The 23,419-nt window shown below is 71.4% G+C and carries 25 protein-coding genes; 11 read left to right on the top strand and 14 right to left on the bottom strand.

All coding sequences use genetic code 11. The annotated features are described in order from the left end of the window. The first annotated feature begins 170 nt into the window (after positions 1-170). From AB0N31_RS08600 to AB0N31_RS08585, 4 genes are read left to right on the top strand one after another with little or no spacing between them, the layout of a single operon-like run. Positions 171-1,151 carry a metal ABC transporter substrate-binding protein gene (locus AB0N31_RS08600; protein WP_366057643.1) on the top strand — a complete coding sequence of 327 codons (981 nt, stop codon included), beginning with the start codon at positions 171-173 and terminating at the stop codon, positions 1,149-1,151. Then, complete coding sequence (locus AB0N31_RS08595) at positions 1,148-1,945, top strand: metal ABC transporter ATP-binding protein (protein WP_366057641.1); 798 nt, start codon at positions 1,148-1,150, stop codon at positions 1,943-1,945. The genes AB0N31_RS08600 and AB0N31_RS08595 overlap by 4 nt, the downstream gene beginning before the upstream one ends. Continuing rightward, entirely contained in the window at positions 1,945-2,847 is a 903-nt protein-coding gene (locus AB0N31_RS08590; protein WP_363088158.1) for a metal ABC transporter permease, read from the top strand. Before AB0N31_RS08595 ends, AB0N31_RS08590 begins: the two co-directional genes overlap by 1 nt. A gap of 59 nt (positions 2,848-2,906) precedes the next feature. Next, positions 2,907-3,317, top strand: a complete 411-nt coding sequence (locus AB0N31_RS08585; RefSeq protein ID WP_366057640.1) for a transcriptional repressor — start codon at positions 2,907-2,909, stop codon at positions 3,315-3,317. A gap of 83 nt (positions 3,318-3,400) precedes the next feature. On the opposite strand, the gene AB0N31_RS08580 is transcribed toward AB0N31_RS08585, so the two are convergent. From AB0N31_RS08580 to AB0N31_RS08570, 3 genes are read right to left on the bottom strand one after another with little or no spacing between them, the layout of a single operon-like run. Next, positions 3,401-4,255, bottom strand: a complete 855-nt coding sequence (locus AB0N31_RS08580; RefSeq protein ID WP_366057639.1) for an isoprenyl transferase — start codon at positions 4,253-4,255, stop codon at positions 3,401-3,403. A 35-nt stretch (positions 4,256-4,290) separates the two neighbouring features. Further along, positions 4,291-5,037 carry a DNA repair protein RecO gene (recO, locus tag AB0N31_RS08575; RefSeq protein ID WP_366057638.1) on the bottom strand — a complete coding sequence of 249 codons (747 nt, stop codon included), beginning with the start codon at positions 5,035-5,037 and terminating at the stop codon, positions 4,291-4,293. After that, positions 5,034-5,162 carry a hypothetical protein gene (locus AB0N31_RS08570; RefSeq protein ID WP_366057637.1) on the bottom strand — a complete coding sequence of 43 codons (129 nt, stop codon included), beginning with the start codon at positions 5,160-5,162 and terminating at the stop codon, positions 5,034-5,036. The genes recO and AB0N31_RS08570 overlap by 4 nt, the downstream gene beginning before the upstream one ends. Before the next feature lie 150 nt (positions 5,163-5,312). Between AB0N31_RS08570 and bla the strand changes: the two genes are divergently transcribed. Then, on the top strand, positions 5,313-6,203 hold the full coding sequence (gene bla, locus AB0N31_RS08565; protein WP_366057782.1) for a class A beta-lactamase: 891 nt from the start codon (positions 5,313-5,315) through the stop codon (positions 6,201-6,203). A gap of 32 nt (positions 6,204-6,235) precedes the next feature. Here bla and AB0N31_RS08560 read toward each other — a convergent pair whose 3' ends face one another. The 6 genes from AB0N31_RS08560 to AB0N31_RS08535 all read right to left on the bottom strand — a co-directional run bounded on the left by AB0N31_RS08560 (position 6,236) and on the right by AB0N31_RS08535 (position 12,953). Beyond that, positions 6,236-7,219 carry a DUF6879 family protein gene (locus tag AB0N31_RS08560; RefSeq protein WP_366057636.1) on the bottom strand — a complete coding sequence of 328 codons (984 nt, stop codon included), beginning with the start codon at positions 7,217-7,219 and terminating at the stop codon, positions 6,236-6,238. Positions 7,220-7,349: 130 nt separating this feature from the next. After that, positions 7,350-8,315, bottom strand: coding sequence for an SCO2521 family protein (locus AB0N31_RS08555; RefSeq protein ID WP_366057635.1), 966 nt, complete (start codon positions 8,313-8,315; stop codon positions 7,350-7,352). 1 nt (position 8,316) lies between these two features. Further along, positions 8,317-9,303, bottom strand: a complete 987-nt coding sequence (locus tag AB0N31_RS08550; protein WP_366057634.1) for an SCO2522 family protein — start codon at positions 9,301-9,303, stop codon at positions 8,317-8,319. After that, positions 9,300-10,220: an SCO2523 family variant P-loop protein gene (locus AB0N31_RS08545; protein ID WP_366057633.1), complete on the bottom strand. Its 921-nt coding sequence runs from the start codon at positions 10,218-10,220 to the stop codon at positions 9,300-9,302. The genes AB0N31_RS08550 and AB0N31_RS08545 overlap by 4 nt, the downstream gene beginning before the upstream one ends. A 2-nt stretch (positions 10,221-10,222) precedes the next feature. After that, on the bottom strand, positions 10,223-12,085 hold the full coding sequence (locus tag AB0N31_RS08540; RefSeq protein WP_366057632.1) for an SCO2524 family protein: 1,863 nt from the start codon (positions 12,083-12,085) through the stop codon (positions 10,223-10,225). 70 nt (positions 12,086-12,155) lie between these two features. After that, positions 12,156-12,953, bottom strand: coding sequence for an SCO2525 family SAM-dependent methyltransferase (locus tag AB0N31_RS08535; protein ID WP_366057631.1), 798 nt, complete (start codon positions 12,951-12,953; stop codon positions 12,156-12,158). 191 nt (positions 12,954-13,144) lie between these two features. Between AB0N31_RS08535 and AB0N31_RS08530 the strand changes: the two genes are divergently transcribed. After that, the gene (locus AB0N31_RS08530) at positions 13,145-13,615 is read left to right on the top strand and encodes an N-acetyltransferase (protein WP_366057630.1); all 471 of its coding nucleotides are present in this window, start codon (positions 13,145-13,147) and stop codon (positions 13,613-13,615) included. On the opposite strand, the gene AB0N31_RS08525 is transcribed toward AB0N31_RS08530, so the two are convergent. From AB0N31_RS08525 to leuA, 3 genes are all read right to left on the bottom strand, one after another. After that, positions 13,596-14,075 carry a protein phosphatase gene (locus AB0N31_RS08525; RefSeq protein ID WP_366057629.1) on the bottom strand — a complete coding sequence of 160 codons (480 nt, stop codon included), beginning with the start codon at positions 14,073-14,075 and terminating at the stop codon, positions 13,596-13,598. The two genes, AB0N31_RS08530 and AB0N31_RS08525, sit on opposite strands and share 20 nt — an antisense overlap. 185 nt (positions 14,076-14,260) lie before the next feature. Beyond that, the gene (locus AB0N31_RS08520) at positions 14,261-14,956 is read right to left on the bottom strand and encodes a TerB family tellurite resistance protein (RefSeq protein ID WP_366057628.1); all 696 of its coding nucleotides are present in this window, start codon (positions 14,954-14,956) and stop codon (positions 14,261-14,263) included. 186 nt (positions 14,957-15,142) lie between these two features. After that, entirely contained in the window at positions 15,143-16,864 is a 1,722-nt protein-coding gene (gene leuA, locus AB0N31_RS08515; protein ID WP_366057627.1) for a 2-isopropylmalate synthase, read from the bottom strand. Positions 16,865-17,183: 319 nt separating this feature from the next. On the opposite strand from leuA, the gene AB0N31_RS08510 reads away from it, so the two are divergent. From AB0N31_RS08510 to AB0N31_RS08500, 3 genes are read left to right on the top strand one after another with little or no spacing between them, the layout of a single operon-like run. Beyond that, positions 17,184-18,254, top strand: coding sequence for a M4 family metallopeptidase (locus AB0N31_RS08510; protein ID WP_366057626.1), 1,071 nt, complete (start codon positions 17,184-17,186; stop codon positions 18,252-18,254). Positions 18,255-18,274: 20 nt separating this feature from the next. Beyond that, positions 18,275-18,541, top strand: coding sequence for a protealysin inhibitor emfourin (locus tag AB0N31_RS08505; protein WP_366057625.1), 267 nt, complete (start codon positions 18,275-18,277; stop codon positions 18,539-18,541). A gap of 58 nt (positions 18,542-18,599) precedes the next feature. Next, positions 18,600-19,931: a GH1 family beta-glucosidase gene (locus AB0N31_RS08500; protein WP_366057624.1), complete on the top strand. Its 1,332-nt coding sequence runs from the start codon at positions 18,600-18,602 to the stop codon at positions 19,929-19,931. 67 nt (positions 19,932-19,998) lie between these two features. Here AB0N31_RS08500 and era read toward each other — a convergent pair whose 3' ends face one another. Then, complete coding sequence (era, locus tag AB0N31_RS08495) at positions 19,999-20,952, bottom strand: GTPase Era (protein ID WP_366057623.1); 954 nt, start codon at positions 20,950-20,952, stop codon at positions 19,999-20,001. A 174-nt stretch (positions 20,953-21,126) separates the two neighbouring features. Between era and AB0N31_RS08490 the strand changes: the two genes are divergently transcribed. Further along, entirely contained in the window at positions 21,127-22,437 is a 1,311-nt protein-coding gene (locus AB0N31_RS08490; protein ID WP_366057622.1) for an ammonium transporter, read from the top strand. Further along, on the top strand, positions 22,434-22,772 hold the full coding sequence (locus AB0N31_RS08485) for a P-II family nitrogen regulator (protein WP_366057621.1): 339 nt from the start codon (positions 22,434-22,436) through the stop codon (positions 22,770-22,772). The genes AB0N31_RS08490 and AB0N31_RS08485 overlap by 4 nt, the downstream gene beginning before the upstream one ends. A gap of 93 nt (positions 22,773-22,865) precedes the next feature. Here AB0N31_RS08485 and AB0N31_RS08480 read toward each other — a convergent pair whose 3' ends face one another. Continuing rightward, positions 22,866-23,219 (bottom strand): cytidine deaminase, encoded by a 354-nt coding sequence (locus tag AB0N31_RS08480; RefSeq protein WP_366057620.1) that lies wholly within the window; start codon positions 23,217-23,219, stop codon positions 22,866-22,868. Positions 23,220-23,419 lie beyond the last annotated feature (200 nt).

Below are 23,419 nucleotides of genomic sequence, written 5' to 3'. Positions count from 1 at the left end.
AGAATTGCCCCAGGGTACCGGCGGGGGCTCCCCCTCGACCAAATCGGTACCCGCCCAAGGTTTCACGGAGGACGGGGGACCCGCCGGGGGAATCCTCGCCGGGCCCTCTCCCCGGTCGCCACCCACGACTTTGTTGACAACGGTTTCCATATTTGTTGAAAATGACTGTCATGAACGTACGACGACACCACATATCCGGGATGGCCCTCGCGGCCGTCACCGCCCTCGGCCTCGGCACCCTCTCCGCCTGCTCGACCGACAGCGCGGCCGCCGGCGGCACCGGGAAGTTCGATGTCGTCGCGTCGTTCTACCCGATGGCCTTCCTCGCCGAGCGGATCGGCGGCGACCACGTGAACGTCACCAGCCTGACCGAGCCCGGCCAGGAACCGCACGACCTGGAGATCAGCGCGCGGCAGCGCACCCAGCTGGAGAAGTCCGACGCGGCCCTCTTCCTCAAGGGCCTCCAGCCCTCGGTCGACGAGGCAGTCACCCAGTCCGGGATCAGGACGAAGATCGACGCCACCACCCTCACCACGCTGGAGGAGCACGGCAGCGAGGTCGGCGGCCACGCCGCCGAGCACGAGGACGAGCACGCCGCCGAGGACGAGCACGAGCACGAGGAGACCGGCGGCAAGGACCCCCACATCTGGCTCGACCCGGTGAAGTACGCCGAGGTCGCCGAGGGCGTCGGCAAGGCCTTCGAGAAGGCCGACCCGGACCACGCGGCCGACTACCGGAAGAACACCGCCGACCTGGTGACCGAGCTCGGCGCGCTGGACACCGAGTTCAAGAACGGCCTGGCCGCCACGAAGACCAAGGTCTTCATCACCACGCACGCCGCCTTCGGCTACCTCGCCGAGCGCTACGGCCTGACCGAGGAGGCCATCAGCGGCCTCGACCCCGAGTCGGAGCCCAGCGCCGCGCGCGTCAAGGAGCTTGAGAAGATGGCGAAGGCCGACGGCGTCACCACCGTGTTCTACGAGACGCTCGTCAGCGACAAGACCGCCAGGACCGTCGCCCGGGACGCGAACCTCGAAACGGACGTCCTCGACCCCGTCGAAGGCATCACCGACAAGTCCCGCGGCACCGACTACTTCGCGGTCCAGAGGGCGAACCTCAAGGCCCTGCAGACGGCCCTGGGAACCGCATGATCTTCACGGAGGGCGTGATGGACACCAAGAGCGAGCCCGTCATATCGCTGCGCGGTGTCCGCGCCGAACTGGGCTCGCGCCCGGTCCTGCGCGGCATCGACCTCACCGTGCACCGCGGTGAGGTCGTCGCCCTGCTCGGGGCCAACGGCTCCGGCAAGTCGACCGCCGTCCGCAGCGTCATCGGCCAGGTGCCGCTCAGCGCCGGACGCATCGAGCTGTTCGGCACCGACCGGCGCCGGTTCCGGGACTGGCCGCGCCTCGGCTACGTACCGCAGCGCACCACGGCCGCGGGCGGCGTCCCGGCGACCGTCACCGAGGTCGTCTCCTCCGGGCGGCTGTCCCGGGCCCGCTTCGGCGTCCTGCGCAAGGCCGACCACGAGGCCGTGCGCCGCGCGTTGGACCTCGTCGGCATGGCCGACCGGGCCAAGGACTCCGTCGACGCGCTCTCCGGCGGCCAGCACCAGCGGGTGCTGATCGCCCGCGCGCTCGCCGCCGAACCCGAACTGCTGATCATGGACGAGCCGATGGCGGGCGTCGACCTGGCCAGCCAGGAGGTCCTGGCCGAGACCCTGCGCGAGCAGGTCGCCCAGGGCACCACCGTGCTGCTCGTCCTGCACGAACTGGGCCCCCTGGAGCCCCTCATCGACCGGGCCGTCGTCCTGCGCGACGGCTGCGTCACGCACGACGGGCCGCCGCCCAGGGCGCTCGGCCAGCACGCGCTGCCCGGCCACGACCACGTACACCCGCACGCTCCGGCGGGCACCGAACCGATCCGCACGGGACTGCTGAGCTGATGGACTTCCTCGACTACGCCTTCATGCAGCGGGCGCTGCTCGCCGCCGTCCTGGTCGGCATCACCGCCCCCGCCGTCGGCATCTACCTCGTCCAGCGCCGCCAGGCCCTCATGGGCGACGGCATCGGCCACGTCGCGATGACCGGCGTCGGCCTCGGCTTCCTGCTGTCGTGGTCCCCGGTCTGGATGGCGACCGCCGTCTCCGTCCTCGGCGCGGTCCTCATGGAGCTGATCCGCTGGTACGGCAGGACCCGCGGCGACATCGCCCTCGCCATGCTCTTCTACGGCGGCATGGCCGGCGGCGTGATGTTCATCAACCTCGCGCCGACCGGCTCCAACGCCAACCTGACGTCGTACCTCTTCGGCTCGCTGTCCACGGTGTCGGAGTCGGACGTGACCGCGATCTGCGTCCTCGCGGCCTTCGTGGTCCTCGTCACCGTCGGACTGCGCCGGCAGCTGTTCGCGGTCAGCCAGGACGAGGAGTTCGCGCGGGTCACCGGACTGCCGGTGCGCGCCCTGAACCTGCTGACGGCCGTCACCGCGGCGGTCACCGTCACCGTCGCCATGCGGGTCGTCGGCCTGCTGCTGGTGTCGGCGCTGATGGTGGTGCCGGTGGCGGCGGCCCAGCAGCTCAGCCGCAGTTTCGCGGCGACCTTCGCGATCGCCGTCGCGATCGGCGTCGGCGTGACGACCGGCGGCACGGTCACCTCGTACTACCAGGACGTCCCGCCCGGCGCGACGATCGTGCTGCTGACCATCGGCGCGTTCCTCGTGCTGACCGCCCTGGCCGCCCCGCTGGCCCGGCGCCGCGCCCGCGCGGCCGCCGCCGCGCAACCCGCCGGGGACCCGGCGGAGTGCGCGATTCCGGCCAGCCGCGCGGGCGGCGACGGAGTCGGCGTCTGACCACGCACGGTCCGGACTGGCACAATGGCCCGGCACAGCGCAGACGTGAGGAGGCAACGGTGACGACCGCTGGATCGCCCGTGAAGGGCCGAGCCACCCGGCAGCGCGCCGCCGTGGCGGCGGCGCTCGACGAGGTCGAGGAGTTCCGCAGCGCTCAGGAACTCCACGACATGCTCAAGCACAAGGGCGACTCCGTCGGGCTGACCACGGTCTACCGCACCCTGCAGACCCTCGCCGACGCCGGCGAGGTCGACGTGCTGCGCACCTCCGACGGCGAGTCCGTCTACCGGCGCTGCTCCACCGGCGAACACCACCACCACCTCGTCTGCCGCGCCTGCGGCAAGGCGGTCGAGGTCGAGGGGCCCGCGGTCGAGAAGTGGGCGGAGGCCATCGCAGCGGAACACGGGTTCGTGAACGTGGCCCACACGGTGGAGATCTTCGGCACCTGCGCGGAGTGCTCCGCGGGGTGAGCGGGATCTTCGTGCCGGTGGGTCGCGGGACCGCCCGGGGGCTTCGCCCCCGGACCCCCTTTTCGGCCTGAACGGCCTCGTCCTCAGACGCCGGACGGGTTGTCTTCCTCCTGTCGGCCCTCCATGGCCAGGAGTTCCTCGTTGGGGATCGCGCCGCCGAAGCGGCGGTCCCGGGAGGCGAACTCCAGGCAGGCCCGCCACAGGTCGCGGCGGTCGAAGTCGGGCCACAGGACGTCCTGGAAGACCATCTCCGCGTAGGCGCTCTGCCACAGCAGGTAGTTGGACGTGCGCTGCTCGCCGCTCGGGCGCAGGAACAGGTCCACGTCCGGCATGTCCGGGTAGTACATGTACTTCTGCAGGGTCTTCTCGTTGACCTTCGACGGATCGAGACGACCCGCCTTCACGTCCTCCGCGAGGGCCTGCGCCGCGTCGGCGATCTCCGCGCGTCCCCCGTAGTTCATGCAGAAGTACAGCGTGAGGCGGTCGTTGTCCTTCGTCTGCTCCTGCGCGATCTGGAGCTCCTTGGCGACCGACTTCCACAGCTTGGGCATCCGGCCCACCCAGCGCACCCGGATGCCCAGCTCGTCGAGCTGGTCGCGGGTCCTGCGGATGAAGTCGCGGTTGAAGTTCATCAGGAAGCGCACCTCGTCGGGCGAGCGCTTCCAGTTCTCGGTGGAGAAGGCGTACAGGGAGATGTTGCGCACACCGATCTCGACGCCGCCCTGGAGGACGTCCAGCACCCGCTCGGCGCCCACCTTGTGGCCCTCGGTGCGGGGCAGGCCCCGCTCCTTCGCCCAGCGGCCGTTGCCGTCCATGACGATCGCCACGTGCTCGGGGACCAGCTCGCCGGGGAGCTTCGGCGCGCGGGCGCCGGACGGGTGCGGCTCCGGCGCCTTGTACTCCCGACGCTGCCGCCCCAGGAACCCGCGTACGACCATGTGCTTCTCGTCTCCTCTTGCGTTTCGGCTTGCTTCTACTTCTCGACGTACCGCAGGGAGCGCAGACCGCGCTCCAGGTGCCAGTGCAGGTACGCGGACACCAGCCCGCTGCCCTCCCGGACGTACCGTGCCTCGCAGGCGTCCGCGGTCTCCCAGTCTCCCGTGAGCAGCGCCGCCAGCAGCGCCAGGGCCTGCGGCGAGGGTACGACGCTGCCGGGCACCCGGCAGTCGACGCAGACGGAGCCGCCGGAGGCGACGGAGAAGAACCGGTTGGGGCCGGGCATGCCGCACTTCGCGCAGTCGCCGAAGCTGGGCGCGTAGCCGTTGACGGCGAGGGAGCGCAGCAGGAAGGCGTCCAGGACGAGGTGCGGGGCGTGCTCGCCGCGGGCGAGGGTGCGCAGGGCGCCGACGAGCAGCAGGTACTGCTGCACGGCCGGTTCGCCCTCGTGGTCGGTGAACCGCTCGGCGGTCTCCAGCATGGCCGTGCCGGCGGTGTAGCGGGCGTAGTCGGTGACGATGCCGCCGCCGTACGGCGCGATGGTCTCGCTCTGCGTGCAGAGCGGCAGCCCGCGCCCGATCAGCTCACTGCCCCGCGCGAAGAACTGCACGTCCACGTGCGAGAACGGCTCCAGCCGGGCCCCGAACTTCGACTTGGTCCGCCGCACCCCACGGGCGACGGCCCGCACCCGGCCGTGACCGCGGGTGAGCAGGGTGATGATCCGGTCCGCCTCGCCCAGCTTCTGGGTGCGCAGCACGATGCCGTCGTCCCTGAAGAGACTCATCGCGCATCACCCCGGGACGGCCGGGGGTGTGGGGGGTGTCCCCCACGGGATCGCAGCATGATCCGGTCCGCCTCGCCCAGCTTCTGGGTGCGCAGCACGATGCCGTCGTCGCGGAACAGACTCATGCCGCCATTCTCGCCTACGCGGCGGGAGCGGTGTGCCGTCGGCGGTCCACCGCTCCCGCAACCGTGTGGCGGGAGGGGGCGTCCGTGACTGAGGGGGCCCCGGAGACCACCGGGGTTCCCCGGCTCAGTCACCGACGGACGGAGAGAACGATCTCAGGCTCGACGAACCGCCGCACTCTGCTCACCACCGCGGGCGCCCTCACCGCGGCCTCCCTGCTGAGCGCCGGTCCGGCGCGGGCCGCCGACGGCGCCGGACCCGTGACCGCCCGCCTGCGCGCCCTGGAGGAGACGCACGGCGCCCGCCTCGGCGTCTTCGCGCACCACGTGCGCACCGGGCGTTCCGTGCGCCACCGCGCCGGCGAACGCTTCCCCGTCTGCTCCCTGTTCAAGGTCCTCGCGGTCGCCGCCGTGCTCCGCGACCTGGACCGGGACGGCGAGGTCCTGGCCCGCCGCATCCACTTCACCGACGACGACGTGGTGGAGAACTCGCCCGTCACCGAGGACCACGTGGCCGACGGCATGACCGTGGCCGAGCTGTGCGACGCGGCGATCCGCCGCAGCGACAACACGGCCGCCAACCTGCTGCTGCGCGAGCTGGGCGGCCCGGCCGCCGTCACCCGCTTCGCCCGGTCGATCGGGGACCGGGTCACCCGGCTCGACCGGTGGGAGCCGGAACTGAACTCGGCCGAGCCGTGGCGGGTGACGGACACCACGACCCCGTACGCGATCGGCCGCTCCTACGCCCGGCTGGTGCTGGGCGACGCGCTGGCGCCCGGCGACCGGCGGCGGCTGACGGACTGGATGCTCGCCAACCGCACCAGCGACAACCGCTTCCGGGCCGGCCTGCCGCCCACCTGGACGCTCGCGGACAAGACCGGCGGCGGCTGGTACGGCGCCAACAACGACGCCGGGATCGCCTGGACGCCCGACGGCGCCCCCGTGGTGCTGGTCGTGCAGGTCACGATGCCGGACCGGGAGGCCGCCTACGACCACGGCCTGATCGTCGAGACGGCGAGGCTGCTGGCGGCGACGCTCGGCTGAGACACCGCCCCGGGGCGGGCCCGGACGGCGCGTCAGTCACCGTCCGGGTCGGCCCCCGGGGTCAGCACGGGCACGGTGTCGGGGGTGCCGTTCGGGGAGATCTCCGCGGAGGCGTCCCACAGCTGGTCGAAGCGCCGGATCAGCGGCTGCACCTCGTCCGCGCGGGCGTTCACCGTGGTCGAGGAGTTCACGCTGAGCTGGTCGGCGTGGATCTCGTACGACAGCGCCCCGTCGAAGACGATCCAGTCGATCATCTTGCCGCGCCGCAGATGGGCGGGGAGCTGTTCCAGCACCACCACCCGGACCTGGATGCCGATCTGGCGCTGCTCCTCGCAGATGGGGGCCAGCGCGGAGCGCTCCTGGGGTTCCTTGACGATGAACAGCCGCCGCACGGTGACTCCCCGCTCGGTGATCGCCTCGCGCTGTGCGGTGAGATAGCGGCTCGCGGGTTCGCTGGACCAGAAGCCGTCGTCGACGACGCTGGTGCTGATGGCGTCGATGCTGCTTCTGGTGCACTTGGTCAGCGTCATCAGCCAGTCGTGGTTCTCGCCCGGCGTCTCGGCGGTGAGGTTGGTGAGGTCCTCCATCTGCGCGGCGAGGCGGTTGATCTCCTCGTGCGCGAACTCGTGCAGGATGTCGGGTCCCATGGAGACGACCTTGGTGGCGTGTTCGGCGAGCCGGGGCACCCCGTCGCCGCGCAGCTTCTCCACCTCGTTGAAGAGTTTGGTGGCCTCGCCTATGTCGGCGAAGCGCTTCTCCACGACGTCCTTCAGTTCGCTGAGCTGGTTCACGAAGGACGCCATGAACTGCACGATCAGGACCGTGCCGCCGCACAGCACGGACAGGACGAGCTGCCAGGGACCCTCCTCCTTCGGCAGCAGGACGTTGGTGAGGACATAGACCACTCCGCCCACCACTACGGTGACCAGGAGTTTCAGCGTGAGCTGACGTGCGCTGTCGTTGTCGGACCGCCGCTGCTGGCCGCTTCGGAAGTACGAGTTCGTCGGTGCGCTCATCTCTCTTTCTCCCCCCGTTGGGATCGTGCGTCGAGTTGTGCGTCGGATGGTGCTCGGACAGGTGTCGTGTCGTGGGACGCGGCCCCGTGGAATCCGGTGCCGTGGGACGTGGTGCCGCGCGGTGCCGCCGTCAGGACGGGGTCAGCGCGTCGCTCCGGGTGAGGAGACGTACGGCGAGCTGGTCCCGGATGCGCTGGGCCAGGCTCGTCCACTGTCTGCTGAATCCCGGTGTCTCCTCCAGTTCCCGCCACAGGGTGTGCAGGCTGCGGTCGACGCGGGCCTGCGGCATCCACAGGTGCAGCAGGTGGTCGACGAGCGGGCGCAGCACCTTCAGTGCGGCCCGGCCGTCGTCGGAGCCGAGCCGCAGGCCGTCGAGCTTGTCGGCGACCGTGGTGAGCAGCCAGTCGTGCAGGGCGAGGTCCTCGCAGAGCGCGGCCGCCGCGGCGGGTGCGGTCCCGCGGGGCAGCCGCAGTTCGACGACCCGCCGGCCGTCGTCGGCGACGGTGAAGTGCGGGGCGGCCGCCTCGCCGTCGGCGGCCGGCAGGGCGGCCCAGCGCAGGCTGGTGTCGGTGGTGTTGAGCGGGGTGTCGTAGTCGAGCAGCCGGTGCTGGCGGGAGATCCGGGCGAGGAGGCTCTCGGCGACCGAGCCGACGTCCGGTTCGTCCTGCTGGTGTCCGGTCAGGAAGCCCTTGACCACGGCCGGCGCGGAGAGCTTGCCGACGGGTACGAGGACGCCGGGGCGGACCAGGTAGTAGCCCCAGGGCTGCCGCCGGTCGGGGCCGCCGGCCGGGACGCAGAAGTGGGCGGTGGCCTGGAGGACGCGGCCCTCGACGAGGGCGGCTCGGGCGGTCACCGTGCCGACGGCCCGGACCCTGGCGCCGCCGGCGGTGGGCAGCCGGCAGTCGACGCCGGTGAGGACGTCCGGGGAGACGGCGTGCCGGTTGGGGCGGCGGGAGAGCCGGACGCGTTCGTCGGCGCGCAGCCGCAGCAGTTGTTCGGCGGCCTGCTCGTCGACCGCGTCCCGGGTGGGCAGCAGACAGGTGCGGACCTCCCCGCAGGCGAGGACCGGCTCCGTGGACTCCTGCGGGCCGCTCATGTCACAGCCCCGGCGGGAAGACGTAGGAGGTGCGGTCCACTATGCCCGCCGGGACGGGCCGGCCCTCCGCGGCGGACCGCTCGGCGACCTGCCGTAACGCCTCGGACTCGACGTGGACCTGGTCGAGGACGACGCGGACGGCGTGTTCGACTGGCAGGAAGCGGGCCGGGAGGATGCTGCAGGTGGCGTAGGCGGTGAAGGGCGCGGCCCGGGGGTTGAGGCGTACCACCGGCGGCAGGGCGTCCCAGTCGGCGGGGAACTCCTTGTCGTCCCAGAGCTCGGGGGTCAGCACGGCCCGGCCGTCGTGGCGCAGCAGGCCGAGCCGGACGAGTTGCCAGACAGAGGCGAGGAAGGCGCAGGACCAGAGGCGTTCGTCCTCGGGTCCGCTCCACAGTTCGACGTCGACGAAGACGGAGTGGCCGCGGGCACCGGTCTCGCTTGGCGGCTCCCAGACGGTGCCGGTGGCGTCGAGGGCGGCGGAGGTGCGGTGCGAGGGGGTGCGCCGGCCGTTGGTGAGCCAGCCGGAGCGGCTGACCGGCGGACGGAAGCCGTTGCTGCCGGGCGGCGGGGACTCCACCAGCCGGTGCAGGACGGACTCGGCGAGTCCGGCGCGGTCGCGGTGGCCGGGTTCGGCGGCGGCGCAGCCGGACTCGCGGGCCAGGTAGTCGATGCTCAGGCCGGCCTCGGCGGCGGCCGCCAGCAGGGGCGGTACGAGTTCGGCGGGGGTGGACAGCCGGCTGAAGTAGTCGTCGATGAGGAAGCAGGTGCTGATCCGCGGCCGTGCGCCGGCCGGCAGGGGGCCGATGCAGGCGCGGGCGGCGTCCACCCAGGGCCGTACGGCGGCGAAGTGGCGGCGCAGCCGGGCGGGGCCCTCGGCGAAGTCCTCCATGTACAGGTGGCCGAGTTCGAGGGAGAGGTGGGAGAACGGCACGGATTCGGTGCGCGGCTGTGCGCTGGTCTCCCGGAAGACGGTTCCCGGTCCGGTCACAGTTGCCCCCAGTGCTTGTCCTCGGTCAGGCGCTGGGCGAGTTCGCCCATCTTCTGCCAGGTCTCCACGTTGGCGATGCGCCGGTCGTGCACGTCCTCGTCGGTGATGAGCCGCTCCTGCCACTGAAGGACGGGTTCCAGCGGAATGGACGACAGGACGCGGGTCCTGCCGATACCGAGACCGGCCGCGGTTTCCTCCAGTTGGGTGTCGCACTGCCGCATCCACGCGTACTGCGCGGGCGAGGCCTGCGACCACATCGGCGAGTCGAGATCGGGTACGGCGGCGCGGACGAAGCGGATCGAGGCGGAAAGCGCGTCGGTGTCGTGGCCCATGGCGACGCCGGCCTTCACAATGCCCTGTTTTCCGTACACGAGTTCGGCGGCGGCCATGACGTGCTGGCGGGTCCAGCGGTGATAGACGAGCCAGCGCGTTTTCAGGCGGCCGAGTCCGCCGCGGGGTGAGGTGGCGGCGAGAGCGAGGTCCATCGCATAACTGCGTCCGGCGCTCAAGTCCACGATGATGACGTCGAATTCGCGTTTCAGCCGCAGGACGAGATCGACGCAGCGGTGCAGGTTCTCCTCGTCGGTGACGAATTCGCCGCCGGTGCGGTCGCCGGGCAGCAGGACGAGCCGTCCCGAGCCGCCGGGCCGGCTGCGCAGCACGGGGTGCTCGGTGCGCGACCAGACGTCGACGCGCAGGGGTTCGGCGGTCTTGCCCTTGAGGTAGGAGTGCAGGCCGCGGTCCTCGGCCTCGGAGAGGACGTCGGGCAGGTCGAACACGGCGGCCGCGGTGGGCGAGCCGAAGTCGAAGTCCAGGTAGCAGACGTCGTCCCCGTCCAGCGCGCGGTGGTAGGCGAGGTTGGCGCTGGTCACGGACCGGCCGGTGCCCCCCTTGTCGGAGGCGGCGAACACGAGCACGCTCACACCCCCTGGTGGCCGGAGTCGCCGCGGGCCCGGGAGAGGGTGTCCAGCCGGCCGAGGACGCCGAGGGCCAGCGCGTAGGCGGTGCCGGGCTGTTCGTCGACGAGCAGACGGGCCCGGCGCAGGTCGGCCTCGATGCCCTTGATCTCCTCGCCCTGGGGGCTCTTGGGCGCGGGCGCGGGCTGCTGCATCTGCTCCTTGCCGAAGAGATGCGCCGACTCGCTGATCAACGCCCTCGCCAGCAGGGACAGTTCGGCGCTGCGGATGGGCGGCTGGTCGTAGAGGCCGTGCGCGGCGACCATGCACTCGGTGACCCGCTCGGTCATGCTCCAGGACACCGGGCCCTGGCGTTCGGGGGACTCCGGGTAGACGGCGTGCACGTTGTCCCAGAGGCCGACGCCCCGCCCCTCGCTGATGCGGCGCTGCCAGAGGTGGTCGAGGATGTCCTCGGCGAGCCGCAGCAGGCGGTCCTGGGAGGCGATGTTGCGGGACAGCGAGCAGAGCTGGACGGTCCGTTTGAGCAACTGGGCGGAGAAGTCGGTCATCGTCCACTTCATGGGCGGGCCGACGGCCCCGCTGCCCAGCAGGGGCAGGGTGACGCCGGGGTTGTGCAGGCCGACCGCGGGGTCGTCGCGGGTCATGCCGCTGGTGATCCGGCCGCGTTCGGCGAGGCGTTCCATGACGGCGACGGTGCGGGTGAGGTCGTCGTCGGTGGCGCGGCGGCGTACCAGGTCGTGGACGAGGATGGAGGCGACGGAGAGGGAGAAGTACTCCGACTCCAGTTGCTGGAGCGTGGTGCGCCAGGGGATCTGCTCCAGCGGCCAGGTGCCGTCGCCGAAGCGGGCGATGGCCGACCAGTACTGCTGGGTGATCTCCCAGCGCAGTCGCAGCGCGTCGGCGAGTTTCTGCTGTTCGGCGGTGAGCAGACCGAGGACGAGGGTGCGCTCGGAGAACAGGTCGGGGATGCCGTCGAGGGCGACGACGGTGAAGTACAGGTAGGGCGTGGGGTGGGCGACGCCGGCGGGCTGTTTGCCGATCGCCTCGGCGGTCGCCGGTTCCACCTCGACGTCGGGCGCGCCCTTCACCAGGCTCCATGCCCAGCCGCACTCGAAGAGGCGGTTCTCGTTGCGCAGCGCGTCGGTGACGTCGGAGTCGAGACCGAGGGTGACGCTCTCGCTGATGACGGCGCGCAGGGCCTTGAAGCGCTCCTGGAAGCGCTGGAGAACCTGCCGTTCGGAGAGCCGGCCCTGGCCGAGGAGGCGGGTCAGGGACTGCCCCTGGTCGGAGGCGACGTCGACGACGTTGACGGTGAAGGAGCGCAGCAGGCTCACCATGGCGGCGGTGAGCCGGGCGCTGGTGGCGTCCCAGAGCCGGTCGATCTGCTTCAGGGTGCTCGCCCGCTGGGTCTTGCCCCGGTAGACCTTGAGGAAGCCGAGGGTGGCGAGGCAGAGGGTGACGGACATGGAGTAGCTGTCGACCACCCCCAGGGCCCGCTGTTCCTTGGTGAGTTCCTGCTGCGGGTCCTCGGCGGCGAAGTAGTGGCCGCCGGAGAAGGTGGGGCTCTCCTCGCCGCGGTGCTTCTCCATGAAGTCGGCGAGGACCTTGACCAGGTTCCCGGGGATCTCGCTGGAGTCGCCCGCGGTCCTCAGCGACCGCTCCACGTCCCGCTGGGTGGTGTCGGGGTCGTCGAGGCGGAAGGCGGTGATCTCGGTGGCCGGGTACAGCAGGCAGAGCAGCCGCTCGGCGTCGGCGACGCTGCTCAGGCCGCCCGACTCCCCCCACTCCCACTCACCGTCGTCGAAGGAGTGGCGGGCGACGGCCTGCCACACCTCGAGCAGGTTCTGTCTCGGCTTGATCTGCATGCCCATTCCCCTCGCACAGGCCCGTCACCACACGATCCACATATCCACCCCGTCGTGGAACCGCGGGACGTCACTTTTTCCTTCGCCGGCCGCAGGCCAGAATCATTCCGGTGTATCCGTGGCGCACCAGTTGCTTCGGGTTGTCCAGGCAGAAGATCTTCATGTCCGCTTCGGCGAACGGGGCGAGAACGGTGCGCACCTCCACCTCGTCGATATCGCGGGCGGGAAATTCTTGCGCGCCCACGCGATACCCCTCGGAATGCTCCATGAAAGCGGCGGCGAAAGGCGCGCCGGGTTTCAGGGACTTCATGAAACATCCCACGCCCCGCCGGAATTCTTCGAGCGAGGTGGTGATGGATTCCGCGACGAAGAACATGGTGCCGATGTCCCAGGCGGGTTTTTCGCCGCAGAGGTCGAAGAGACTGCCGGGCCTGGGGGCGCGGACCGCTTTCCCGAAGCGCGCCCTGGGGTCGGCGCCGAGGCCCGCATAGGCCGCGCCCTCGCCGTGCGCGCCGCTCGTGAGGACCTCCCAGAACTGGTCCCAGTTGGCGTCGTAGCCGGAGAGCTGGCCGCGGAGGTAGTCGAGGTTCCGCTCGGACCGCTCGAGGAGCGTGATCCGGCCACACCAGGGGAGCATCGCCAGGGCCGGATAGAGATTGGGCCCCGCACCCACGTCGATACCGGCGCCGCCGCGGCCGCCGTGCTTCTCGAAGTGATCAGTGAAGTGATCTCGGACCCGGGTGAGGATCGCCCTGTCCACGGGCTGGATCTCCAGGTAATTGCGCTTGATGTACTCGTTGGGATCGAAGGCGTCCCAGGGCACATCGGCATTCAGCTTTTCGGTGGCGGTGGACGGTCCCGAGGTCATTGGTTCAGCCTAGCAGGACGACGCGCTCTTGAAGGAGTGCATGCATCAGGCAATGATGGACGGCCGGGTATGCATATCGGACAAGAGCGAGCACGTGCGCCATTCATTTCGTCGATCCTTCACAAGGGGACTGCATGACTCCTCTTCCCCGTGTTCCCCGAGATCGTTCTCGGTCGGTCGCCGGTTCGACAGTGAGCCAGGCGTCCCGGGAAAGGCGCCTACGGATCAGAGCGGCCACGGAGGAGGATCTCCCCCGTATCGTCCGGCTCGACGAGGAGGCCTTCCCGACCGCCCCGTACCCCTACTTCGTGCTGCGCCAGCTGCTGGCCTCGTTCCCGGACTTCGTGTTCGTCGTGGACATGGGCGAGGACCTGGGCGGATACGTGCTGTCGACGCCGCCGGACGCGGCGCGGAGCTGGATCCTCAGCCTCGGCATCTCCCCGCCACTGCAACGCCAGGGCCTCGGACGGCAGTTGATGACGCAGATCCTCGGTCATCTCCGCACCCGGGGCGTGCACGGCGTCACGCTCTCGGTGGAGCCGCGCAACGACACGGCGATCGCGCTGTACCGGTCCCTGGGCTTCGCCCCGGACCCCGGCGGACCCCGAGCGGACTACTTCGGCCCCGGCGAGGACCGACTCCTCATGACGCTCGCCCTGTGAGCCCTTCGAGCCCTTCGAGCCCTTCGAACCGCCGCACGTAGCGACGCTGCCAGGGCGTCTCCACGGCGCGCCGGTCGTAGTGCCGGCGCACGAACTCCACCGCTCCGGCGGCCGGTACGCCGTCCAGCACCGCCAGACAGGCCAGCGCCGTCCCCGTGCGGCCGCGCCCGCCGCCGCAGGCGACCTCCAGCCTCCCGTCGGTCGCCCGCCGCCACGCCTCGGTGAGCGCCGTACGGGCGTCGGCACGGTCGGCGGGCAGCCGGAAGTCGGGCCAGCGGATCCAGCGCGCCTCCCACGGCACCGCCGGCGGCGCGCCGCCGAGCAGATAGAGGCCGTACGTCGGGACCGGCGCCGCCGGGTCGAGGGGGCGGCGCAGTCCGCGGCCGCGCACCAACCGGCCGGACGGCAGCCGGAGCACCCCGGGCAGCCCCGCGGGCCAGGGCTCCTGTCGCGTCTCCACGGCCCCATTCGAACCCGGCTCCCGCCGGTCGGGCAACCGGTCCGGCTCGTGGTCGCCCCGCGTCACCGGCGCCGACCCGTACGCCATGGTGTCGAGTGGCGCCGGGTCACCCGGCGTGGTGCGTCGGAGGCCGCCCGGCGCGCCGGGCGGGCGGCAGACGGGGCCGCGTCACTCCCGCGGGAGCGTCAGGACGGCGTCCGGGCCGCCGCCAGCAGCCGGGTGACGTCGTCCGCGCGGAGGGCGAGAGCCGTGCCGACGGTGGCGAGGACCTCGCGTTCGGCGGGGGTGTAGGGGCCGTCGGCGAGGGCGATGCGGGCGCCCTGGAGCAGGAGGGACTCACGGCCGACGGGGGCGAGGTGCGGGGTGAGCGGGTCGAGGGCCTCGTGGAGCTCTATGGCCAGGCCGGGGGTGCAGGGTTCGCCGTGGACGCGGCCGGTGTCGGCGGCGAGGGCGTCGACGAGGGCGGCGAGCTGCTCGCGGGTGCAGTCCGGGAAGCCGGCCGCGCGCACCGCGACCGCCGCCGTCTCCAGGGACGTACGGGCGCAGGGGCCGCCGGCCGAGAGGACCGCGAGGGCGACGGTGTGGACGGCGTCGCGGAGCATCGCGGAGAAGCGGGTGGTGGTGGGGTGGTCGAGGGTGTCGGTGCCGAAGTGGCGGCGGCAGGCGGCGCATTCGACGACGGGGCCGGTCGCGCCGCGCGGCAGCACCGGTACGCCCAGCAGGGTGAAGCGACGCCGGCCGGTGAGCCGCCGGTAGTTGCGGTCGCCGCCGCAGCCGGGGCAGAAGAACTCGCCGTCCCCGACGGGGGTCCAGGCGGTGCGATGGCCCAGCACGCGGGCAAACCCGGTGGCACGGCCGTCTCGTCCCCGTTCTGGCAGCACGTCGCACCTCCGTAACCGCGTGGCAACATCGCCACGCGCTTTCGTGATGTTAGCCACATCGTCGAGGCGGAGTCAGCACCCAGGACGAGACCTTTCCGTGACCTCCACGGGCGGATGGCCGATATGCGACGCGGCCCCGGCCGCCGTTTCCGGCGGCCGGGGCCGCGGAACTCCCCGTCCGGATGATCAGCGCGTCGCGCGGTTGACGGCGGAGACGACCGCCTTCAGCGAGGCACGCGTGGTGTTGGCGTCGATGCCGATGCCCCACAGGACCTTGTCGCCGATCGCGCACTCGATGTACGAGGCGGCCTGTGCGGAGGCGCCCTCGCTCATCGTGTGCTCCTGGTAGTCCAGCAGGCGTACGTCGACGCCGATGGATTCCAGGGCGTCGAAGAAGGCCGAGATCGGACCGTTGCCCGAGCCGGACAGGACGGTCTCCTCGCCGTCGACGACCGCGTCCACGGTGAGGGTGTCCACGCCGTCGGTGTCGGTGGTCGACTGGCCGTTGCGCACCTGGATGCGGCCCCACGGGTTCTCGGGGTTGGGCAGGTACTCGTCCTGGAAGGTGGCCCAGATGTCGCCGCCGGTGACCTCGCCGCCCTCGGCGTCCGTCTTGGCCTGGATGATCTTCGAGAACTCGATCTGCATCCGGCGCGGCAGGTCCAGCTTGTGGTCGTTCTTCAGGACGTAGGCGATGCCGCCCTTGCCGGACTGCGAGTTGACGCGGATGACGGCCTCGTAGGAGCGGCCGACGTCCTTCGGGTCGATCGGCAGGTACGGGACCGCCCACTCGATGTCGTCCACGGTGACGCCCTTGGCGGCCGCGTCGGCCTCCATGGCGTCGAAGCCCTTCTTGATGGCGTCCTGGTGGGAGCCGGAGAAGGACGTGTAGACCAGGTCGCCCACGTACGGGTGGCGCGGGTGGACCTCCATCTGGTTGCAGTACTCCCACGTACGACGGATCTCGTCGATGTCGGAGAAGTCGATCTGCGGGTCGACGCCCTGCGAGAACAGGTTCATGCCCAGGGTGACCAGGTCGACGTTGCCGGTGCGCTCGCCCTGGCCGAACAGGCAGCCCTCGACGCGGTCGGCGCCGGCCATCAGCGCCAGCTCGGCGGCGGCGACGGCGGTGCCGCGGTCGTTGTGCGGGTGGACCGAGATGCAGACGTGCTCGCGGCGGGAGATGTTGCGGCTCATCCACTCGAAGCGGTCCGCGTGCGTGGAGGGGGTCGAACGCTCCACGGTGGCGGGCAGGTTGAGGATGATCTCGCGGCCGGGGCCGGGCTGGTAGACGTCCATCACCGCCTCGCAGACCTCCAGCGCGAAGTCCAGCTCGGTGTCGGTGAAGATCTCGGGGCTGTACTGGTACCCGAACTCGGTCTCGGGGCCCAGCAGTTTCTCCGCGTACTCCATCACCAGGCGGGTGCCGTCGACGGCGATCTGCTTGATGTCGTCCTTGGAGCCGCGGAACACCACCCGCCGGAAGACCGGCGCGGTCGCGTTGTACAGGTGGACGGTGGCGCGCCGGGCGCCCTTCAGGGACTCCACGGTCCGCTCGATCAGGTCCTCGCGGGCCTGGGTCAGCACGGAGATCGTGACGTCGTCCGGGATCGCGCCCTCTTCCTCGATGATCGAGCGCACGAAGTCGAAGTCGGTCTGGCCGGAGGCGGGGAAGCCGACCTCGATCTCCTTGTAGCCCATCTTGACCAGCTGGTCGAACATCCGGCGCTTGCGTTCGGGCGACATCGGGTCGATCAGGGCCTGGTTGCCGTCGCGCAGGTCCGTGGAGAGCCAGCGGGGGGCGACGGTGATCCGCTGGTCGGGCCAGGTGCGGTCGGGGATGTCGACCTGCTCGTACTGTCCGTACTTGTGGATCGGCATGGTGCTGGGCTGCTGGCGGTTCGCCATCTCTGCGGGGCTCCTCAGGATGTCCGGAAGGACGGCCGACGACGCAACGCGAAGCTCCGCGGGGAGGGAGTCGGCCTCGACTACAGGCCCTCGCCGCGGCAGCTAAGGAGAAGCAGCCCGAAACGCATAGTGCTCCGCACTTTAGCCGAGCCTCACGGGACGCGTGGGGCCGTTCCAGTATGCGGGACCGGGCGGACCAATCGGGCAAAAAGTGCCGTATACCACTTACGGGAGCGGATCGAGGTCGTTTGTCACCGTATTTCACCAATCATGGTTGCAGGTGGTGACAGCCCGGTCACCCGGTGCGAAGGTGCCGGACATGACGACTCACGGGGGCTTCGAGCCCGTCTTCTGCACCGTCGTACCGCCCCACGTCCTCGACCGCCTGGCGCGCAGCGACGACCCGGCACGGTCCGGACCCGCGCGGCGCACCCTGCTGCGCGACAGCGAACTGCGCTCGCGGCGCCGCGTGACCAGCGAGTTCCGCCTCGCGACCGCCCCGGCCGCCAAGGCACCCTCGGACCAGCCGCTGCGTACGGTCTACGACGCCGGGCACGGCACCGCGCTGCCCGGCACCAAGGTCCGCGGCGAGGGCGAGGAACCGGGCCGGGACGCCACGGTGAACCGCGCCTACGCCGGTCTCGGCGCCACCTTCGAGCACTTCCTCACGGTGTACGGCCGCCACTCGATCGACGGCGACGGCCTGCCCCTGGACGCCACCGTCCACTACGACGAGGACTACAACAACGCCTTCTGGAACGGCGAGCAGATGGTGTTCGGCGACGGCGACGGCGAGATCTTCGTCGACTTCACCGGCTCCCTCGACGTGATCGGCCACGAACTCACCCACGGCGTCACCCAGTACACGGCGAACCTCACCTACTACGGCCAGCCGGGCGCCCTCAACGAGTCGATGTCCGACGTCTTCGGCGTGCTCGTCAAGCAGTACGCGCTGGGCCAGACCGCCGCCGAGGCCGACTGGCTGATCGGCGCCGAGCTGCTCGCCCCGAACGTGAGCGGTCAGGCCCTGCGCTCCATGAAGGCGCCCGGCACCGCGTACGACGACGACGTGCTCGGCAAGGACCCGCAGCCCGCGACCATGGACGACTACGTGCGCACCGGCCGGGACAACGGCGGCGTCCACATCAACTCGGGCATCCCCAACCACGCGTTCTACCTGGCCGCCACCGCCCTCGGCGGCTTCGCCTGGGAGAAGGCCGGCCAGATCTGGTACGACGTGCTCACCGGCGGCGAGCTGGCGGAGAGGGCGTTCTTCACCGACTTCGCGAAGCTCACCGTGAAGGCCGCGCGTGAGCGCTTCGGCGACGGCGGCGAGGAGTTCCAGGCCGTGGAGAAGGCGTGGGAGCGGGTGGGGGTGCGGATCCTGTAGATCCGTACTAGACACGTCCCATGCGGATTCACGTACGACGCACGGGCGGCTTCGCGGGCATCGAGCGCGCCGCCGAGGTGGACACCTCGGGACGGCCCGACGCCCGCGCCTGGGAGGCCCTGGCCGGGCAGGCGCTGGCGGACGGCCACCGGTCCCGCCCGGCCGGGGTCCCCGACGGGTTCGGCTACGAGATCACGGTGGACGGCGCGACGGTGTACGCGGCCGACCCCCGGCTCACCCCGGAGCAGCGCGAGCTGATCTCGCGCGTGCTGAAGGAAGGTGCGTGACAGCCGTTTCACGCGCGGGCGTTGACTTCCGTCACCGACGGTACGGATGATCGCGCCCATGGCGACCGACGCGCACGGGACGACGAACCCGATACCCCGGTTCCCGGCCGGCTTCCTGTGGGGTGTCTCGACCTCCGCCCACCAGATCGAGGGCGCGGCAAACACGCGCGAGGCGTCCGTGTGGGACGTCTTCACGGCCGGACCGGGACGGGTCGCGGACGGCTCCACGGCCGCGGTGGCCTGCGACCACTACCACCGCCACACCGAGGACGTGGCGCTCCTGTCCGGCCTGGGCGTGAACGCGTACCGCTTCTCGATCTCCTGGCCGCGGGTGAACTCCCCCGGCGGCCTCGACTTCTACGACCGGCTGGTGGACGAACTGCTGGCGGCCGGCGTGCGCCCGGTGCCGACCCTCTTCCACTGGGACCTGCCGGCCCGGCTGGACTGGCTGGAACGGGACACCGCGCACCGGTTCGCCGCGTACGTCTCCGTGGTCGCGGACCGCCTCGGTGACCGCGTGCACCGGTGGATCACCCTCAACGAGCCCGCCGAACACACCCTGCTGGGCCATGCCCTGGGCACCCACGCCCCCGGCCGGCAGCTGATGTTCGACGCGCTGCCGGTCGCCCACCACCAGCTCCTCGCCCACGGCCTGGCCGTCCGGGCACTGCGGGCGGCGGGCGCCCGGGACGTCGGCATCGCCAACTCCCACGGCCCCACGTGGCCCGCCTCCCGGGAACCCGCCGACCAGGAGGCCGCCGCCTTCTACGACGTCCTGCTGAACCGGCTCTTCGCGGACCCCCTCCTGCTCGGCGAATACCCCGAGGGGCTGGGCGAGTCGATGCCGGGTGACGTGGCGGCCGACCTGAAGGTCATCGCCGAACCCCTCGACTTCTACGGCGTCAACTACTACGCCCCCACCCGCGTCGGCGCCCCGCAGGGCGCCGAGATCGAGTTCGGCGGCGTCCGCATCCCGGCCGAACTCCCCTTCACCGTGCGGCAGATCGAGGGTGTCCCGGTCACCGACTTCGGCTGGCCCGTGGTGCCCGAGGGCCTGACCGAACTCCTGACCGGCTTCGCCGAACGCTACGGCGACCGCCTCCCGCCGGTCGTCATCACCGAGAACGGGTGCAGTTGCCCCGGCATCGACGACCAGGACCGCATCGCCTACCTCGACGGTCACCTGCGCGCCCTGCACCGGGCGATGGCGGCGGGCGTGGACGTGCGCGGCTACTTCGTGTGGTCGCTGCTGGACAACTTCGAGTGGGCACAGGGCTACGAACGCCGCTTCGGCCTGGTCCACGTGGACTTCTCCGACTCCGGCGCGCTGAAGCGCACCCCCAAGGCCTCCTACCACTGGCTGCGGGACGTCCTGCGGGCCCAGCGGTGACGGGGGTCCGCCCCGGCGGCGCCCGAACGTCCCGGAAGCCCCGGACGCCCCGGACGCCCCGGAACCCCTAGAACCCCAGCTTCCGCAGCTGCTTCGGATCCCGCTGCCAGTCCTTGGCGACCTTCACGTGCAGGTCCAGGAAGACGGCCGTCCCGAGGAGCGCCTCGATCTGCTTGCGGGACTTGATGCCGACGTCCTTCAGGCGCTTGCCCTTCGGGCCGATGATGATGCCCTTCTGGCTGGGGCGCTCGATGTAGATGTTCGCGTGGATGTCGAGGAGCGGCTTGTCCGCGGGGCGGTCCTCGCGCGGGAGCATCTCCTCCACGACCACCGCGATGGAGTGCGGCAGCTCGTCGCGGACGCCCTCCAGGGCCGCCTCGCGGATCAGCTCGGCGACCATCACCTGCTCGGGCTCGTCCGTCAGGTCGCCCTCGGGGTAGAGCGGCGGGCTCTCGGGCATCATCGGGATCAGCAGGTCGGCGAGCAGCTCGACCTGCTGGTCGCCGACGGCGGAGACGGGCACGATCTCGGCCCACTCGATGCCCAGTTCCCTGCCGAGCTGGTCGATCGCGATCAGCTGTTCGGCGAGCGCCTTGGAGTCGACGAGGTCGGTCTTCGTCACGACCGCGACCTTCGGCGTCCGCTTGATCCCGGCCAGCTCCTTGGCGATGAACCGGTCGCCGGGGCCCAGCTTCTCGTTGGCCGGCAGGCAGAAGCCGATGACGTCGACCTCGGCCCAGGTGGTGCGCACGACGTCGTTGAGCCGCTCGCCCAGCAGGGTGCGCGGCTTGTGGAGCCCCGGGGTGTCCACGAGGATCAGCTGCGCGTCCGGCCGGTGCACGATGCCCCGCACCGTGTGCCGGGTGGTCTGCGGACGGTTCGAGGTGATCGCCACCTTCTTCCCGACCAGAGCGTTCGTGAGGGTGGACTTGCCCGCGTTGGGGCGGCCGACGAAACAGGCGAAACCGGCCCGGTGGGCGGCCTCGGCCGGCTGTTCGGATGACTGGGTACGAACGCTCATGCCGCCCATTCTCCCTGATCCACGAAGCCCTGCCGTACAACCGCCCGAGAGCGCCCCCGGACGTGAGCGTCCGGAAACCCGCAGGCAATGAAACCTCGCGGAAACACACCCGTACGCGCCCGGAAACGCGTGCCCGTGACCCTCTGACGAGCCCCCGCACCGTTGGAGACGACCGTGACCCTAGCCGCCGCCCGGATCGACACCGGCGACACCGCCTGGCTGCTCGCCGCCACCGCCCTCGTCCTGCTGATGACACCGGGCCTCGCCCTGTTCTACGGCGGCATGGTCCGCACGAAGAGCGTCCTCAACATGCTGATGATGAGCTTCGTGTCGATCGCGCTGGTCACCGTGGTGTGGCTGGCCGTCGGATACTCCCTCGCCTTCGGCCCCGACGCCGGCGGCGGCCTCATCGGCACCCTGGAGCACGCCGGGATGGCCGGTCTCGGCCCGGACAGCGTGCAGGGCACCGTGCCGACCCTGCTGTTCGCCACCTTCCAGCTCACGTTCGCGATCATCACGGCGGCCCTGATCAGCGGTGCGATCGCGGACCGCGCGAAGTTCGGGGCCTGGCTGGTCTTCGTACCCCTCTGGGCACTCCTCGTATACGTTCCCGTCGCGCACTGGGTGTGGGGCCCGGACGGCTGGATCCTGAACGGTCTCGGAGCGCTCGACTTCGCCGGCGGCCTCCCCGTGGAGATCACCTCGGGCGCCTCCGGTCTGGCCCTGTGCCTGGTCCTCGGCCCGCGCCTCGGCTTCAAGAAGGACGCCATGCGTCCGCACAACCTCCCCATGGTCGTCCTGGGCGCGGGCCTGCTCTGGTTCGGCTGGTTCGGCTTCAACGCGGGCTCGGCCCTCGGCGCGAACGGCCTCGCGGCCGCCGCCTTCCTCAACACCCTGACCGCCGGCTGCACCGGCCTGCTGGGCTGGCTCTTCGTCGAGCAGAAGCGCGACGGGCACCCCACGACCCTCGGCGCGGCCTCCGGCGCCGTCGCGGGCCTGGTCGCCATCACGCCGTCCTGCGGCTCGGTCTCCCTGCTCGGCGCCCTGGCCGTCGGCCTCGCCGCCGGCGTCGTCTGCTCCTACGCCGTGAGCTGGAAGTTCCGGTTCGACTACGACGACTCCCTCGACGTGGTCGGCGTCCACCTGGTCGGCGGGGTCATCGGCACCCTCCTCATCGGCGTCTTCGCCGTCGAGTCGATGACCGGCGGCACCCAGGGCCTGCTCTACGGCGGCGGCCTCGCCCAGCTCGGCAAGCAGCTCGTGGCCGTCCTCGCCGTCGGCGGGTACGCCTTCCTCGTGACGTACGGCATCGCCCGGGTGCTCCACGGGACGCTGGGGCTGCGGGCCGACGAGGAGCACGAGCACACCGGCCTGGACCTTACGGTGCACGCCGAGACCGCATACGATCACGGCGTCCTCGGCCACGGCGCCCCGGTCGGCGCGTCCTCCGTCCCCTCCGCTCAGAAGGTCAAGCCCCAGGCATGAAGCTCATCACCGCGATCGTGAAGCCGTACCGCCTCGACGAGGTCAAGACCGCCCTCCAGGAACTGGGCGTGCACGGTCTGACCGTCACCGAGGCGAGCGGCTACGGCCGGCAGCGCGGCCACACCGAGGTGTACCGCGGGGCCGAGTACCAGGTCGACCTCGTCCCGAAGGTCCGGATCGAGGTCGTCGTCGAGGACGCGGACTCCGAGGCCGTCATCGACGCGATCGTCAGGGCCGCGCAGACGGGGAAGATCGGCGACGGAAAGGTGTGGGCCGTGCCGGTCGAGACGGTCGTCCGGGTCCGGACCGGCGAGCGCGGCCCCGACGCGCTCTGACCGGCCCCGGTCCGGTCGGGGTGCGCCCGCCGGGGGCCGGCGAGCCGGACGCGGCATCCGGGCGGCGGCCCGGAACCGCCGCGGACGTGTGCCTCAGCCGGCGGAGACGCTGAGTCGCACCGTCCCGTCGGGCGCGGCCACCAGCAACGGCGTCCCCGGTCCGCCCAGGTCCCCCACCGCGGCCAGGTCCGCCTCGGCGGCGCCCTCCGCGGACGTCACCACCGCCGCCGCCTCCAGCGACTCGGCCCCCGACGCCACCGCCATCGCCACCGCCGTCTGCACCGCGCTCAGCTTCAGCGACGGCAGGTCCACCGTCCCGGCGACGTAGGTGCGTCCCGTCTCGTCCCGTACGGCGGCCCCCTCGGCCACACCGTTGCGGGCCCGCGCCGAACGGGCCAGGGTGACGATCTTGCGGTCCTCGGGACCAAGCGCGTTGATGTCGGTCATGCCCCGAGCATACGAACAGGCCGGCGCGGCGGACGCCCAGGGGATGTTTCGAAAGTAGCGTCGTCTGCCCGAAGGGCAGGCCCGGCGGCGTCTGGTGCGTGCGATCGCAAGGCGGAGGGTCGCCCCGATACAGGGCGTATCGGGGGGTCCCCCCCCACCCCGCGAGCGGGGGGGGCCCGGGGGGGCCGGCCGACCGGGCA

Origin of the sequence: Streptomyces sp. NPDC051051, assembly GCF_040682975.1 — a bacterium.
Taxonomy (GTDB): Bacteria; Actinomycetota; Actinomycetes; order Streptomycetales; family Streptomycetaceae; genus Streptomyces.
The sequence above is the reverse complement of the archived record's forward strand: the minus strand, read 5'-3'. Positions and strand labels throughout refer to the sequence as shown.